A 15707-nucleotide genomic window follows, 5' to 3' on the forward strand; every position below is an offset into this window, starting at 1 on the left:
AACAAGACCGCCGCGCCGCCCGCCTGACGGGACGGCCGCGGTCGCAAGGGAGACATGACATGCACGACAACGCCAATCCGGCCAAGCACTTCCAGGACATCGTCGACCAGGAGCACGGCCTGCAGCGCCGCCTGAGCAGCAGCCAGATGTCCATGATCGCCATCGGCGGCGCCATCGGCACCGGGCTCTTCATGGGCAGCGGTTTCGCCATCGGCTTCGCCGGCCCCAGCGTGCTGATCAGCTACGCCATCGGCGCGCTGATCGCCCTGCTGCTGATGGGCTGCCTGGCCGAGATGACCGTGGCCCATCCCACTTCCGGCTCCTTCGGCGCGTATGCCGGCTACTACGTCGCGCCCTGGGCCGGCTTCATGGTGCGCTACGCCTACTGGGCCTCGATCGTGCTGGCGGTCGGCACCGAGGTGACGGCCGTGGCGCTGTACATGCAGTACTGGTTCCCGCAGTCGCCGGCCTGGCTGTGGATCGTGCTGTTCTCGGCGGCGCTGATCGGGGTCAACGCGCTGAGCGTGAACGTGTTCGGCCTGATCGAGTACTGGTTCTCGATGGTCAAGATCGTGGCCATCGTCGGCTTCATCCTGGTGGGCGCCTATGTGGTCTACGGAGCGCCGGCTGGCGGCCAGATCGGCCTGCGCAACTACGTCGAGCACGGCGGCTTCTTCCCCAAGGGCTACTGGGGCACCTGGGTGGCGGTGATCGTATCGATCTTCAGCTACCTCAGCATCGAGATGATCGCAGTCGCCGCCGGCGAGGCGAAGGAGCCTGAAAAGGCGATCACCCACGCCTTTCGCGCCGCGATGCTGCGCCTGGTGGTGTTCTACCTGCTGACGCTGGCGCTGATGCTGGCCATCCTGCCGTGGACCGCGGCCGGCACCGACAAGAGCCCCTTCGTGCTGGTGATGGAAGCCATCCACATCGCCGGCGCCCCGGGCATCATCAACTTCGTGGTGCTGGTGGCGGCGCTGTCGGCGATGAACAGCCAGCTCTACATCACCACCCGCATGATGTTCAGCCTGTCGCGCGCCGGTTACGCCTCGCCGGCGCTGGGCAAGCTGAACGGACGCGGCGTGCCGGTGCGCGCGCTGGCGCTGTCGTGCATCGGCATCGCGGTGGCGGCGGCGCTGAGCATCTTCTACCCCAAGGCCTCGTTCTCGCTGATGATGTCGGTGTCGATGTTCGGCGCCATGTTCACCTGGTTCATGATCTTTGTGACCCACTACTGCTTCCGCCGCAGCTGGGACGGCGCCGGCCGCGCGCCGCTGGCCTTCCGCATGCGCGGCTTCCCCTGGCTGACGCTGCTGGGCGCGGGACTGATGCTGGCCACCATGGTCACCACCTACTTCACCGACGAGTTCAAGGCGACCCTGCTGACCGGGATTCCCTTCGTGGCGGTGCTGAGCGTGATCTACTTCATCTGGTATCGCAAGCCCGAGCAGCTCTGAGTCCCCTGCGTAATTTCCCTGTGTAATTTCCTGCCCAAACAGAAAGAGCCGTGAAGCGATTCACGGCTCTTTTTTTCGCCTGCGACCTGCGTGAGCAATACGCTGCCGGCCGACTCGAAAACCTGACGCTTCCTGTCCGGCCCGGCGTTCGCGGCGCCTGCAAATGACGGCGGGCGGGCGATCTTCCACTTCTGTCACTTCTATTGCTTCCCGGCCTTGTTCCTTTTGACTTGTCCGCCCGGCCGCAGGGCGGCCGGGTGGCCGGGGCAAGCCCGCTTCACTTCTTCGCGGCCGGCTTGTTCAGGCTCATGATCCAGTGCGCGAAGCGCTCGGCTTCGGCTTCGCTCAGGCCGGCGTTGGGCGGCATCGCCACCGCGCCCCATTTGCCGCTGCTGCCCTGGAGCATGCTGCGCTTGAGTTTGGCGATGGCGTCCTTGTCCTTGGCATAGCGGGCCGCCACGTCCATGAAGGCCGGGCCGACCAGCTTGCTGTCGATCTTGTGGCAGACGCGGCAGCTCTCTTCGGAAGAAGATGCGGCCATGCCGGCTGCCGGCAGCAGCAGCGCCGAGAGGGTGAACAAGGAGGGGACGATGCGATGGAGTTTCATGATGGTTCCTGTTGCGGTGAATGAATCGGATGCGCGGCGGCGGTGGGCCGCCCCGCCAAAAAAAAGTGCCATCCAGCCGGATGGCTGAACGGCACAAGCTCAAGAGAAGGACAACTTCCTGAATCGCCGGACCCCGTCAGGGATCCGGACTGCATGCGGCGGGCCGGTATCCATCGGATGGATGCCGCCCCGCCCCATTTGTTGGCGCGGGGAACGCGCTTATTTCTTGGCAGGCATGCCGAACACCGGCTTGCCCAGGAGCGGCACCGACAGCGTGTAGATGCCGTGGTTGGAGAAGACCCAGACCAGGTTGCGGTCCCATTCCACGAAGATGCTGTGGACAGGATTGGGCAGCGCGCGGATCGATTGCGTCTGCTCATCCTTGGTGTGGCGCGCCGGATCGATCATCTTGGGCACGAAGTAGGCCGCGATGGTCGGGTTCAGCGGATCCTTCACGTCGAACATCTGCATGCCGGCGTTGTAGTACGAGTACGGCATGTAGCGCGGGCTCGGGGTACCGGGCTGGATCTGCGCGTAGCCGCTGCGCTTGGGCCCGAAGCTGCCGCGGCGCTGGCAGAAGTCGGTGAACGGCGCGTCCTTGGGCGGCACCGGCGTGGGCAGCGTGTTGACGATCTTCGGGTTCTTCGGATCGCGCACGTCGATGGTGTAGATCGCCTTCAGCGGTTCATAGCAATCCTCGGTCATCGGATAACCGCTGTAGTAGATCATGCCGGTGGACTCGACCTTGGAGACGTCGATGTTGTCGCCCTCGGTGCCGGTCACGCTGACAGGCATGTCCAGGTGCGCCACCTGCTTCATGTTCTTCGGGTCCGAGATGTCGATCACGTAGAAGCCGAAGCCGCCCATGGCCGCGTAGCCGTACTTGCCGCCCTGCTCGACCGGCTTGGGAATGAACAGCGGCATGCGCGAACCCATCCACGAGGTCTTGTTGCCGGCGCGCGGGTTCTTCTTGTATTCCTCTTCCTCGCCCAGGCGCGAACCGGGCGCCCACCACATCGACAGGCGCTTGGGGTTGCTCGGGTCGGAGACGTCGAAGGCCAGCTGGCCGCCGGTGTAGAGGTAGTTCTTGTATTCCTGGTTGGCGAAGCTGTCGTCCGGCGCGCCGGCCACGAACAGGTACTGGTCGCCGTTGTAGACCGGTACGTCCTGGCAGCCCGAGCCTTCCTGCGGCTGCTGTTGCGCCGAGTGGTAGGGATCCAGCGAGGTTTCGGACAGCAGCTTCCAGTCGGTCCACATCGGGCTGGTCACCTCGAAGATGCGAAAGCCGCGCAGCATCTGGCGCTGGCGCACGTTCTTGACCTCGTCGGGCTTGGTGTACTTGTTGGAGAGCAGGCCGTAGCGGGTGATCTCGTAGCACTGCACCGCGATCATCTTGTTCAGCTTCTTGTTGAACTTGACGTTGAACGGGCCGAACTGGTGCTCGCCGCCGCGGGTGTTGAAGGTCTTCTGCTGCACCACCTTGACGTCATGCGGATCGGTGATGTCGAACAGGTTGTACATCCAGGTCTCGTAGTCGTACAGGTAGCGGCGGCCGTTCCAGTCGAACGAGGCCTGCCAGCTGTGACCGGCGCCGGCGACGTAGGGCGTGAAGTTCTCGACCTTGACGTTCTTCTCGTACTGGTTCAGGTCCAGGTAAGGCAGGCTGCCTTCGACCGGGTGCGCGCCGTAGGCGTCGGGCGCCATGTCGGGGCTCTTGAACTTGCCGGTGGCCTTGTCGTAGCCCCAGCTGCCCGGCGCCGGGTAAGGCGGCTCGCCCGGCAGCAGCGGGCGTTGCGCGCCGGCCGCGGGGGCATCGGGCGCATTGAGGTTGACGCCGCTGCGCGGCTGCTGCGCCTGCGCCTGCATGGCGAAGACGCCGGCCGCCAGCGCGGCCACGGTGCTGAGTTGGAACAATCTTGTTTTCATGACTCCTGCTTTCATTGAAAGGCCTCCTTGAAACTTGCAGGACCGGCGGCGACTGCCGCCGGTCCCTTGCCGCCCGCTCCGACCTGCGTCAGAACGCGTGCCGCATACCCAGCTGGATACCGCTGTTGGGCGCCGGCGAAGCGCTGCTGTTGAAGGTCATCGGATAGGCGACGGTGGTGTTGTTCTTCATCCAGATGCGTCCCCAGTTGGCGTACAGGTCGGTGCGCTTGGACAGGTTGTAGCCGTAGCCCAGCAGCATGCCCTTGGCGTCGGAGATGGCGACGTTGTTGTCGTCCTTCTTGACCACGAAGCTGCCGAAGACGCGATGGCGGTCGGTGATCTGCCAGCGCGCGCCCAGCTGGGCATCCCAGCCGCTGGTCTGGAACCCGACATACGGCGGATAGGCGTAGTAGCCGTTGTAGGTGTGATAGATGAAGGTCGGTTCGATCGGGCCGAAACGATAGGCCAGCGCGAAATAGTTGTCGCGCGAGCTGCGGATGTCGGAGCCGAACACGTTCTTGTTGTACTTCAGGTCGCTGACCGCGCCGGCGAACAGCGGGCCGTCGCGATACTCGACCGCGGTGCTGACGTAGCGGCCGTTGCTGGAACCGTCCTCCTGGCCCGCCGTGACCATGAAGCGCCCCATGAAACCGCCCACGCGCGGCGTGTTGTAGGCCAGCGAATTGTTCTCGCGGTACGGCGCGTAGAAGAACTGCATGTTGCTCACGATGCTGTAGTCGGCCGACCAGCTGGGGTCGGCGTAGCCGGCGATCCAGTAGGACGGCGTGTTCTGGCGGCCCATGGAGATCGCGCCCCAGGAACCGCTCAGCCCGACGAAGGACTGGCGCGGCGTGGGGCCGGCGCCGGTGTCGGCGGAGAACTGCATTTCATGCGTGAAAAAGGCCTTGCTGCCGCCGCCCAGGTCTTCCGATCCGCTGAAGACCAGGCGCGAGGCGTTCAAGCCGCCGCTGGAGACGCGGTTGTACGTCTGCTTGGGCGTCGACAGACGCTCCAGGTTGATATCGACGAAGCCGGAAATCGTCACGCCGTCGGCCGCATGCGCCGCCGTTCCTGCGCAAGCCAGCGCCAGCGCGGATACCACTACACCTTCAAGTTTCCTCACAACTCCTCCCTGATTGGATTTTTTTACCCGTTACGATTTATTGCTATCTCGAGAGCGTTCATTCCCATCCCTTTCTGTGAAGCGATTGGGGACAACTTGGGTAACGCCGGCCATGCCGGCGCGGGCGCATGTTCCTGCGCTGTTCAGGTCACCGCCTTCTTGGTGATGAATTTCTCCTGGTTCCATTCGCCGCTGTGCATGATCTCGGCGATGGCCTGCACGGTGTCGTAGACGTCTGCATAGCCCACGTACAGCGGAGTGAAGCCGAAGCGCAGGATGTCGGGCATGCGGAAATCGCCGACGATGCCGCGCGCGATCAGCGCCTGCACGATGGCGTAGCCCTGCTCGTGCGTCAGCGACACCTGGCTGCCGCGCACCTGGGCGTCGCGCGGCGAAGCCAGGCCGAAACCGTAGGGCGCCAGCTTCTCGTCGACCAGGCGGATGAAGAGTTCGGTCAGCGCCACGCTCTTGGCGCGCAGCACGCGCATCTCGATGCCGTCGAACACCTGCAGCGCGGATTCCAGCGCCAGCATCGACAACAGCGGCGGCGTGCCGCATTGCATGCTCTCGATGCCGCCGGCCGCCTCATAGCCCAGCGTGAACGCGAACGGGCGGGCGTGGCCGTGCCAGCCCGACAGCGGCTGGCGCATCTCCTTGTGGTGGCGCTCGGCGACGAACACGAAGGCCGGCGCGCCGGGGCCGCCGTTGAGGTACTTGTAGCCGCAGCCCACGGCCATGTCGACATTGGCGTCGTTGAGCGCCACTTCCACCGCGCCGGCGCTGTGCGCCAGGTCCCACACCACCAGCACGCCCGCGTCGTGGGCGCGCTTGGTGATCTCGTGCATCGGATAGATGCGGCCGCTGCGATAGTTGACGTGGGTCAGCATGAGCACGGCGACGCTGTCGTCCAGCGCCGCCAGCACGTCCTCGGGGGTGGAGTCGACGTAGCGGATCTCCAGGTTGAACATCTCGGCCACGCTTTGCGCGATGTAGAGGTCGGTGGGGAAATTGCCGCGCTCGCTCAGGATCACCTTGCGTCCGGGACGCAGGCGCACTGCCGCCACCAGCGCCTTGTACAGGTTGACAGATGTGGAGTCGCCCACCATCAGCTCGTTGGGCGCCGCGCCCACCAGGCGCGCCACCTTGGCGGCCACGCGCCTGGGCAGGTCGATCCAGCCGGCGTCGTTCCAGGAGCGGATCAGGCCCTGGCCCCACTCCTTTTCCATCACTTCCTGCATGCGCGCCACGACGTGCCTGGGCATCGCGCCCAGGGAATTGCCGTCCAGGTAGATCTCGCCGGCGGGCAGCGCGAACTTGTCGCGGCAGGCGGCCAATGGATCCTGCTGGTCGAGGGTGATGCAGTCCTGTCTCGTTGTCATGTCTTTTCCTGATTGCCGAATGGCTGATTTGCTGATTCCAATAAAACCGCCGGCGTGCGCGCGACGTGTCTTGCTCTCGTGTTCATCCCGCGCGCCGCCGCGTTCTTGCCTGCGGCTTTTTGCGAGGCGGCGCTGCATGGATATGCAGTTCAGTATGGAGCGGCGCCGGGATAAGTGAAAATGAATAATTCCAACCCAGCTATTCCCTTAATTTATATTCGGCCGCGACCGCGGCGCGCTTACAGCAGCGTGCAGGCCTGGTCGAAGTCGAGGCGCGGACTGCGCGGGAACAGCTTGTCCGGATCGCCGTAGCCGAGGTTGCAGATGAAGTTCACGCGGCAGCGGCCGTCGGCGAAGAAGGCGGCATTGACCTGCTCGGCGTCGAAGCCCGACATCGGCCCCACATCCAGCCCGATGGCGCGCGCGGCCAGCATCAGGTAGGCGCCCTGCAGGCTGCCGTTGCGCACGGCGGTGGCCTGCGCCAATGCCGCGTTGCCCGCGAACAGCTCGCGCATCGCGGGGTTGTGCGGGAACAGCTGCGGCAACAGTTCATGGAACTGCGTGTCGTAGCCGATCACCGCCACCACCGGCGCGCTCATGGCCTTCTCGACGTTGCCGGCGCTGAGCGCGGGACGCAGGCGCTCCTTGGCCCGCGCGCTGCGCAGGAACACGATGCGCGCCGGCGAGCAGTTGGCGCTGGTGGGCGCCATCTTCATCAGGTCGTAGAGGCGGCGCAGCTGCTCGTCGTCCACCGGTTTGGGCAGCCAGCCGTTCTGGCTGCGCGCCTGCAGAAAGAGGCGATCGAGCGCGTCCTGCGCAATGCTGTCCTGGCTGCTCATGTGTTCTCCCCGTGTTGCGGTTTATAGGCGGTGGCGGTCAGCTCGACCAGCATGTCGGGATGCGGCAGCTGGTGCACCGCGACCGTGGTGCGGGCCGGTCCCGGCGTGGCGAAGCTGGCGTTGTAGACCTCGTTGTAGCCGTCGAAGTCGTGCATGTCGACCAGGTAGCTGGTGATGGCCACGCAGTCGTCCAGCCCGGCGCCGAAGCCGGCCAGCGCGTCGCGGATCTTGCCGATGACCACGCGCGTCTGTTCGCGCACGTCGCCGGGCACGCTGCCGTCGGCCATGCGCGCGCTCATGCCGGAGACGAACAGGTAATCGCCGCCGCGCCGGGCGCCGGGATATTTTCCCAATGGCTTGATCGCGCCCATGTCAGTGCGCCAGCCCGGGCATGGCGAAGCCGATGCGCTCCAGCTCGGCCAGCAGCTCGCCCTGCTGCTGCGCGCCCAGCGCGCCCAACGGCGGGCGCACCGTGGACCAGGCCGGATTGCCGCTGTAGTGGGCGGTGGCGAACTTGAGCGCGGCGATCATCGGATATTTCTGGAAGGTCTTGCGCACCGCATCGGCCTGCTCCTGCAGTTGCGCCGCGCCGGGCTGGTCCCAGGCGGCGCACAGGCGGCCGATGCCCGCCGGGTTGACGTTGGCGGTGGCCGAGATGCAGCCGGCCGCGCCCAGCGGACGAGCGCGCGAGAGCAGCGACTCCGAAGCCGGGAAGATGGCGAAGCCCGGGAAGGCCGCCAGCATCGCCGACAGGTTGTCCCAGTCGCCCGAGCTGTCCTTGATGCCGACCACGGTGTCGGGAAAGTCGCGCACCAGCCGGTCGATCAGGCCCAGCGTGATGGGCACGCCGGTGAAGGCGGGGATGTGATAGAGGTAGAGCTTCAGGCGCGGCGAGCCGACTCGCTCGATCACCTCGGCGTAGTAGCGGTACAGGCCGTCGTCGGACACGCCCTTGTAGTAGAACGGCGGCAGCATCAACACGCCGGCGCAGCCCGCCTCCACCGCATGGCGCGTCAGCGCAACGGTGTCGTCGATGGCGCAGCAGCCGGTTCCGGGCAGCATGCGGGCGGGATCGATGCCTTCTTCGACCAACAGGGTCAGCAGCTGGCGCCGCTCGGCCACCGACAGCGAGTTGGCCTCGCTGTTGGTGCCGAAGATCGCCAGGCCCGCGCCCTGCCCCAGCAGCCAGCGGCAATGCTGCACGAACAGCTCGGCGTCGACCCCGAGATCGGCCTTGAATGGTGTGACGACGGGCGCGAAGACGCCCGAGAGCGGGTGGCTCATCTGGTTTCCTTCCTTCAGATTGGAGTGGACTTCAGGGCGTCCCGATGAAATCGAGGATCTGCTGCCCCAGCATGTCGTCTTCGGTGCCCATGTGGGCCACGATGGAGGTATGGTTGTGGTGCCGCACCTGCACGAAACGCGGCGCCTGCGCGCGCGCCTGGGCGACGCGCCAGAACAGTTCGGCGCCGTAGACATCGAGATACGGGTTCTCGTGCTCGGCCACGGCGATCATCAGCGGCACGTCGATGTTGGCGGCGTACGTGACCGGCGAGCGCGCTTCATGCTGCGCGGCATCCTCGCCCCAGTAGGCGCGCACGCCGGCGGCGTTTGGGTTGTCCGCGTGCACGTCGGCGCGCAGCCTGGCGCTGATCAGCACCAGCGCAGCCACGCCATGGCCCTGCCTGCGCTGCTCGCGCAACGCCGGGTCGGCCACGTAGGCCGCGGCATGCGCGCCGCCGGCCGAATGGCCGACCAGGATCAGGCGCTGCGCATCGCCGCCGTATTCATGCGCGTGCTCCCGGGCCCACGCCACCGCCGCGGCCACATCCAGCGAACCGGCCGGATACGGCGCCTGCGGCGCCAGCCGGTATTCGACGTTGATGCCGATCATGCCGCGGCGCGCGAAGTAGTACAGCACGTTGCCGTAGATCTGCGCGTTGGCGTTCATGTTGCCGCGCAGGAAAGCGCCGCCATGCACGAACATCACGATCGGGCGCGGTTGCCCGGCCTGCCCGCGCGGCAGGTACAGGTCCAGCCGCTGGCGCTCATGCTCGCCGTAGGCGATATCGCGGGTGACGATGACGTCGTCCGCGGCCTGCGCCGCGTGCAACGGCGAGTAGATGTCGACCACGGCCTGGCGATGGCGGTTGATGTCGTTGCGCCAGACCGGGCCCAGCGCCAGCAACTGCTCGCGCGCCGGCGCCGGCAATCCGGGAAATACCTGGTGCGGCATCAGTACACTCCCATGATCTTGCTGATCTCGGCGATGTACTGGCCGTAGCGCGGGTTGCCCTTGATGTTCTCGGGCAAGCGCGGACGCGGCAGGTCGATGCGGATGTCGTGCAGGATGCGCCCCGGGCGCGGCGACATCACCAGTACCCGGTCGGACAGGAACACCGCCTCCTGGATACTGTGGGTGATCAGCATCACGGTCTGCATGCGCTCCTGCCAGATGCGCAGCAGCTCGACGTTGAGCAGGTCGCGCGTGAGGGCGTCGAGCGCGCCGAAGGGCTCGTCCATCAGCAGGATGGAGGGGTCCAGCGCCAGGATCTGGCCGATCGATGCGCGCTGGCGCATGCCGCCGGAGAGCTGGTGCGGATGGCTGTGCTCGAAACCGGACAGGCCCAGCATGCGGGTCAGCTCGCGCACCCTGCCCTCGGCCTGCTGCATGGGCAGCTTGCGCAGCCGGGCGCCCAGCAGCATGTTCTTTTCCACGGTCAGCCAGGGCAGCATATTGCTGGTCTGGAACACCACGCCGATCTCGGGCGAAGGCCCGTCCACCGGCTTGCCGTTGACCAGCACTTCGCCCTCGGTGCGCGGCACCAGCCCGGCGACGATGCGCAGCAGCGTGCTCTTGCCGCAGCCGCTGGGGCCCAGGATGGAGACGAATTCGCGCTCGCGGATCGAGAGCGAGACGTCTTCCAGCGCGTTGAAGGCCTTCTTGCCCGGGTAACGCTTCAACACATTGCGCACGCAGATCGCGTCCTTGCGTTCGGCGCGCTGGGCGTCGCCTTCTTCCACCACCTTGAGGTTGGTCGTCGTCATGATCTGTCCCACCTTACACCGCCTTTCCGCGCCACCACACCAGGCGCGATGCCATTTCGACGATCCAGTACAGGAAGGTCGCCATCACCGTGATCACCAGGATCGCCGCGAACATCAGGTCGCTCTTGGCGTTGGCCGTGGCCAGGGTGATCAGGTGTCCCAGTCCTTCTTCGGCGCCGATGAATTCGCCGACGATGGCCCCGATCACCGCCAGCGGCATCGAGATCTTGATGCCGTCGATGAAGCTGGGCATCGCCGCCGGCACATGCAGGCGCCAGAAGGTGTCCCAGCGGGAAGCGCCGAGCGCGCGGAAATGCTCGTCGAGATTGGCGGCCACGCCCGACAGCCCGCCCAGCGTGGCGATCACCACCGGGAAGAAGGCGAACAGGAAGGTGGCCGCGATCTTGGAGGCGAAGCCGTAGCCGAACCAGACGATCATCAGCGGCGCCAATGCGATCTTGGGCATGCTCTGCAGCGCGGTGATGAAGGGATAGAGCGTGCGCCGGGTGAAGGCGCTGAAGTGGATCAGCATGCCCAGCACCACGCCGCCCAGCACCGCCACGGCAAAGCCGATCAGCACCTCGCACAGCGTGACCCAGGCGTCGCCGGCGACCATCTCGCGCTCGGCCCAGCCCGCCTGCAGCACCGCCGACAGCGGCGGCAGCAGGTAGCGCCGTATGCCCAGCGCGGCGACGCCGTATTCCCAGATGAGCGCGAACGCGCCCCAGAAAACGATGGTTTCAATCCAGCGTTTCATATGTCTCCTCCGTTTTTTGTTTTTATTTTTTGTTTGATTTGGCGTCGACCACCGCCTGCGGCGGCGGCACGACGAAGTGCTTGAAGCGGTACTGGTCGAAAGACTCGATGTTGCGCTCCCAGACCTTGGGCTGGTAACCGGAGTCCGGCGTGATCTGGGTCATCTCGCAGTAGATCTCGACGTTGTTGCCGTCGGGATCCTTGAAGACCAGGAACAGGTTCTCGCCGGGGCCGTGCTTGCCGATGCCGCGCACGATCTCGATGCCCATGTGCTGCAGGAACTCGGCGGCGCGGTCCATCTCGGCGCGGTCTTCCACCAGATAGGAGAAGTGCTCCATGCCGGGCCGGGTGTAGCGCGGCAGGTCATCGATATCTGCCGAGTCCTTTGGGATCTGCGACAGGGCCAGGTCGTGGTGATCCGTGCCGGCGCGCAGGAACACCATCTGGTCGCTGATCCAGTCCGACACTTCCAGGCCCAGGATCTCGGTGTAGAACTTGACCGAGGCGTGGATGTCGCGCACGGTCAGCACCAGGTGGCCCAGGCGCTTCGGGCGTATTTTTTCCATTGTCTCCTCCTTGTTTCCGGATGCCGCCAGCGCGGCTCCTTATTCGACGAACTTGTTGGTATAGATGTCCGACGCCTTGACCGGCGCCTGTACGTTGAACGCCTTCTTCACGAAATCGACGGTGGCGTTCATGCGGTCTTCGCGCATCCAGCCCAGCTTCTTGTTGGCGGCGCCGGCGTCGTCGATGATCTGGTTGGTCTCGGCGATCTGCTGCAGCAGGATGCCCTTGTCCATCAGCTTCTGCTGCGAGGCGATGGCGTCGGCGGCTTCCTTCGGATGGCTGCGCTGGAACTCATAGCCGCGATAGGTCGCCTGCACGAAGCGCTTGACCAGGCCGGGGTTGTCGGCGACCAGCTTGTCGCTGGTGACGATGCCGTTGCCGTAGAGGTTGAGGTTGAAGTCGCGGTAGCGCATCCAGCCCAGCTTCTTGCCTTCCTTTTGCAGCAGCGCTTCGAGGATGGGCTTGTTGGCGCCCTCCCAGCATTCGGCCAGGTCGATGCGCCCTTCCAGGAAGGACGAGTTGATGACCGAGGGGTCCAGCCGCAGCAGCTTGATGTGGTCTACCGGCAGCTGGTTGGCCTGCAGCCAGCTGGGCACGATGTTCTGCAGCGGCGAGGCGGCGCCGCCGCCCAGCGACAGCCCCTTGAGGTCGGCCGGGCGCGCCAGCTTGCGGCCGGGCTTTTCGGCGTAGCACAGGGCCGCCGGCCATTGGGTGTTGATGACGCCGACCATCACGGTCTTGCCGCCCTGCACGCGGTTGAGCATGACGCTGATGGGGTCGCCGTAGCCGAACTCGAACAGGCCCTGGTCGATTTCATTGACGGTGCGCTGGCCGCCGTAGCCGCGCACGGCGGTGACGTCCAGCCCGGCCTCGGCGTAGAAGCCCTTGGCGATGGCGACCAGGATGCCGCCGGTGCTGCCCTGCGGCAGCCAGGCCAGGTTGAACTTGACCTTGTCGGCCGACCACGCCGGCAACGCCGCCAGGGCGCAGCACGCTCCGGCCGCGAGGGTACACATGAGACGCTTGATGCTGTTGCTGATGACCATTCCATTCTCCATAGGGTGTCGCGGGATGAGGCAGGATCTGCAGGCGCGAGGGACCGGCGCGAACCGGTCCCCCGGCCGTCAGCGCGCCGCCGCGACCACCTTGTTGCGGATGCTGCCGATGCGTTCGATCGAGGCCACCATTTCATCGCCCGGCTTGAGATAGACGCCGCGCCCCATGCCCACGCCGTCCGGCGTGCCGGTGGCGATCATGTCGCCCGGCTTGAGCGTGAGGATGCCCGACAGATAGGCGATCTGCTCGGCGATGTTGAAGATCATGCCTTCCGCAGTGTCATCCTGCATCACATCGCCGTTGACCTGCAACTGCATGCGCAGCTTTTGCGGGTCGGCAATGCAATCGCGCGGCACGATCCACGGCCCCATCGGACCGAAGGTGTCAAAGCTCTTGCCGCGGAACCAGTCGTGCTTGAACGGATAGTCGCTGCGGCGGTTGAGGTCGCGCGCGCTGATGTCGTTGAAGACGGTGTAGCCGGCGATCACGTCGTAGGCCTGCGCCACCGGCACGTCCTTGCAGGTGCGGCCGATGACCACCGCCAGCTCGACCTCCCAGTCCAGCTTCTCGGTGTCGCCGGGCATCACCACGTCGGTGCCGGTGGCCGTCACGCTGGTCTCGGCCTTCATGAAGCAATAGGGCGAACTCTCGGCGCGCGGCGCCAGCTCGGTGCCCATCTCGGCCGCGTGGTCGTAGTAGTTGGAGGCGGTGGCGAAGATGCGCCCCGGCACGAACGGCACCGCCAGCGTGTAACCCGCCGCCAGCGGCCTGATCGCGCCGGCGGCGCGCATGCCCTGCGCGGCCTCGGCCAGGGCGCGCAGCTGGCCGCCCTGCGTCTCCCAGGCGTCGATCAGCGCGGCCACGCTGGGAATCTCGGCAGCCGCCAGGCCGCCGGCGCGAGCAGCGCTCACCACCCCGACCATGTCGAACAGTTCATCACCCAGCACCAGCGCGGAACGCGCCTGGCCACCTTGCTCATATGTCGCTATCGCATGCCAAACCAAAATGTCTCCCCTTCCAGAATTATGAACATCGGATACGTTATATGAATACATTAAAACTTATACGTATACATTGCAATACAAATGTGCAAAAATTTTCTCCATCACTTCACAACGTATTCATATAGCCGGAGAAAGCACACATGAGCACCGCCGCAGAACTGTTGATCCTGATTCCCCTGGCCGATGCCCTGCTGGCGCAGCTGCGCGCCGAGCCCGGGCTGCCGCCCCTGCGCTATGTGCCCAACGGCGTGGACTGGGACGACCCGCAACTGGGCCGGGTGCGCTACCTGCTGACCAACGGCTCGACCGGGCTGTGCGCCGCGCAGATGAATGCGCTGCCGCAGCTGCGCCTGGTCGCCGCCTTCGGCGCCGGCTACGAGAACATCGATGTACAGGCCGCCCACGGACGCGGCATCGCCGTCACCCACGCCCCCGGCGCCAACGACGCCACCGTGGCGGACCACGCGATGGCGCTGATGCTGGGGATCTCGCGCGGCCTGCACCTGCTGGACGGCGCGGTCAAGGCCGGTCGCTGGGACGGCAGCCGCGCCGCCCGCCCCACCGTCAACGGCAAGCGTCTGGGCATCGTCGGCCTGGGCAACATCGGCGAGAAGATCGCGCGCCGCGCCGCCGCCTTCGACATGGAGATCGGCTACCACACGCGCCGCGCGCGCGCGGACTCGCCCTATCGCCACTACCCGGGCGTGCCGGCGCTGGCCGCCGCCAGCGACTACCTGATCCTGGCCTGCCCCGGCGGCCCGGCCACGCGCCACCTGATCGACGCGGCGGCGCTGGATGCGCTGGGCCCGCAGGGCTTCCTGATCAACATCGCGCGCGGCAGCGTGGTCGACACCGCCGCCCTGGTGGCGGCACTGCGCCAGCGGCGCATCGCCGGCGCGGCGCTGGACGTGGTGGACGGCGAGCCGGCGTTGCCGCCGGAGTTCAGCGCGCTGGACAACCTGCTGCTGACGCCGCACATCTCCGGCCGCTCGCCGGAGGCGCTGCAAACCCAGCTGCGCATGTTCATCGCGGCCTTGACGGCCACCGCCAACGGCGAAGCGCCGCCGCACCAGGTCGCGCAATGAGGCAGGCGGGCGGCCATGAAAAATGCCGCCGCCTGCTGCATGCAACAGGACGACGGCAACGCTCCCCACCTCAGAGAAGCCGGTACAGCTCAGCAACTGCCCCCGGCATCGCCGGGAGCGGATACAAAGTTGAAAATGAATACGGAAGCGCTCACAGGCCGCTGCGGTCGGCCTGCAGGTCGGGATGGCGCAGCGCCGGGCCGCCGGCATCCTGGACGCCGTCCTTGGAGGCGCCGCCCCAGCCGTGGTCGGTGAGGTCGCAGATGACGCCGTCGGGGTCCTTGTACTTGACCTCGTAGAAGATGTTGCCCTTCACCGGCACCTCGCCCATGTAGTACTGGCCGCCGGCCTGCTCGACCTCGCGGCGGGCGTCGACGATGTTGTCGACCCAGACGCCGATGTGGTGCAGGCCGACGTAGTCGCGGCCGCGATCGCCGGCGGCTTCGTCGGTCTTGTAGTTCAGCAGCGCCAGCGACATGGTGCCGTCGCTGAGGTAGACCCCGCGCGCCAACGAGGAGTCGGTCTCGCCGACTTTCTTGAAACCGAACGCCTGCTGGTAGAACTCGGCGGTCTTCCAGGGATCGGGGACCGAAATAGCGATGTGACGCAATTTGTTAGCCATGTTGCCTGCCTCCTCTTTTTGATTGAATGGTCGTTGCCTGATGCGGCTGATTCTACTGAATAGGTTTTTATATGTATACTTTATTTTTTAAATGTATTCATAATTAAATATATAGACACACTTAATTCAACTCTAGGCACACCAATCAATTTTTGCGATGATGCGGCCGTTGTAAAATACGTCCGGCCGGATATCGTTGCCCCGGTTCAACGCGGGGCCATACAAGAACACCGAGAAC

At 65.6% G+C, this 15707-nt stretch carries 16 protein-coding genes; 2 read left to right on the plus strand and 14 right to left on the minus strand.

The genetic code is table 11. The features are described from left to right. Nucleotides 1–59 precede the first annotated feature (59 nt). The gene (locus CEJ42_RS11785) at nt 60–1457 is read left to right on the plus strand and encodes an amino acid permease (RefSeq protein WP_088751196.1); all 1398 of its coding nucleotides are present in this window, start codon (nt 60–62) and stop codon (nt 1455–1457) included. Between the two features lie 277 nt (nt 1458–1734). On the opposite strand, the gene CEJ42_RS11790 is transcribed toward CEJ42_RS11785, so the two are convergent. The 13 genes from CEJ42_RS11790 to CEJ42_RS11850 form a co-directional block, all read right to left on the minus strand. Next, nucleotides 1735–2064 (minus strand): c-type cytochrome, encoded by a 330-nt coding sequence (locus CEJ42_RS11790; protein WP_079218972.1) that lies wholly within the window; start codon nt 2062–2064, stop codon nt 1735–1737. A 219-nt stretch (nt 2065–2283) separates the two neighbouring features. Further along, nucleotides 2284–3990 carry an acyl-CoA carboxylase subunit epsilon gene (locus CEJ42_RS11795; RefSeq protein ID WP_165774423.1) on the minus strand — a complete coding sequence of 569 codons (1707 nt, stop codon included), beginning with the start codon at nt 3988–3990 and terminating at the stop codon, nt 2284–2286. Between the two features lie 88 nt (nt 3991–4078). Continuing rightward, the gene (locus CEJ42_RS11800) at nt 4079–5113 is read right to left on the minus strand and encodes a porin (protein WP_079218970.1); all 1035 of its coding nucleotides are present in this window, start codon (nt 5111–5113) and stop codon (nt 4079–4081) included. Between the two features lie 143 nt (nt 5114–5256). Continuing rightward, nucleotides 5257–6492 (minus strand): kynureninase, encoded by a 1236-nt coding sequence (gene kynU, locus CEJ42_RS11805; RefSeq protein ID WP_088751198.1) that lies wholly within the window; start codon nt 6490–6492, stop codon nt 5257–5259. Between the two features lie 239 nt (nt 6493–6731). Continuing rightward, a complete protein-coding gene (locus CEJ42_RS11810) occupies nt 6732–7331 on the minus strand; it encodes a malonic semialdehyde reductase (protein ID WP_088751199.1) in 600 nt (199 codons plus the stop codon). Next, complete coding sequence (locus tag CEJ42_RS11815; RefSeq protein WP_088751200.1) at nt 7328–7702, minus strand: RidA family protein; 375 nt, start codon at nt 7700–7702, stop codon at nt 7328–7330. Before CEJ42_RS11815 ends, CEJ42_RS11810 begins: the two co-directional genes overlap by 4 nt. 1 nt (nt 7703) lies before the next feature. Next, on the minus strand, nt 7704–8615 hold the full coding sequence (locus CEJ42_RS11820; protein ID WP_079218966.1) for a dihydrodipicolinate synthase family protein: 912 nt from the start codon (nt 8613–8615) through the stop codon (nt 7704–7706). Nucleotides 8616–8646: 31 nt separating this feature from the next. Beyond that, on the minus strand, nt 8647–9567 hold the full coding sequence (locus tag CEJ42_RS11825; protein ID WP_088751201.1) for an alpha/beta hydrolase: 921 nt from the start codon (nt 9565–9567) through the stop codon (nt 8647–8649). Then, nucleotides 9567–10379, minus strand: coding sequence for an ABC transporter ATP-binding protein (locus CEJ42_RS11830; RefSeq protein WP_088751434.1), 813 nt, complete (start codon nt 10377–10379; stop codon nt 9567–9569). Before CEJ42_RS11830 ends, CEJ42_RS11825 begins: the two co-directional genes overlap by 1 nt. A 13-nt stretch (nt 10380–10392) precedes the next feature. After that, entirely contained in the window at nt 10393–11136 is a 744-nt protein-coding gene (locus CEJ42_RS11835) for an ABC transporter permease (RefSeq protein ID WP_079218964.1), read from the minus strand. A gap of 22 nt (nt 11137–11158) precedes the next feature. Next, a complete protein-coding gene (locus CEJ42_RS11840) occupies nt 11159–11701 on the minus strand; it encodes a VOC family protein (RefSeq protein WP_088751202.1) in 543 nt (180 codons plus the stop codon). A 39-nt stretch (nt 11702–11740) separates the two neighbouring features. After that, nucleotides 11741–12748, minus strand: a complete 1008-nt coding sequence (locus CEJ42_RS11845) for an ABC transporter substrate-binding protein (RefSeq protein WP_088751203.1) — start codon at nt 12746–12748, stop codon at nt 11741–11743. Between the two features lie 78 nt (nt 12749–12826). Further along, complete coding sequence (locus tag CEJ42_RS11850; protein WP_338064255.1) at nt 12827–13705, minus strand: fumarylacetoacetate hydrolase family protein; 879 nt, start codon at nt 13703–13705, stop codon at nt 12827–12829. A gap of 197 nt (nt 13706–13902) precedes the next feature. Here CEJ42_RS11850 and CEJ42_RS11855 point away from each other — a divergent pair, with 197 nt between their 5' ends. Then, the gene (locus CEJ42_RS11855; protein ID WP_088751204.1) at nt 13903–14847 is read left to right on the plus strand and encodes a 2-hydroxyacid dehydrogenase; all 945 of its coding nucleotides are present in this window, start codon (nt 13903–13905) and stop codon (nt 14845–14847) included. Between the two features lie 151 nt (nt 14848–14998). Here CEJ42_RS11855 and CEJ42_RS11860 read toward each other — a convergent pair whose 3' ends face one another. Beyond that, nucleotides 14999–15469 carry a VOC family protein gene (locus tag CEJ42_RS11860; RefSeq protein ID WP_088751205.1) on the minus strand — a complete coding sequence of 157 codons (471 nt, stop codon included), beginning with the start codon at nt 15467–15469 and terminating at the stop codon, nt 14999–15001. Nucleotides 15470–15707: the final 238 nt, after the last annotated feature.

Source organism: Herbaspirillum robiniae (genome assembly GCF_002213415.1).
GTDB classification, from domain to species: domain Bacteria; phylum Pseudomonadota; class Gammaproteobacteria; order Burkholderiales; family Burkholderiaceae_D; genus Herbaspirillum; species Herbaspirillum robiniae.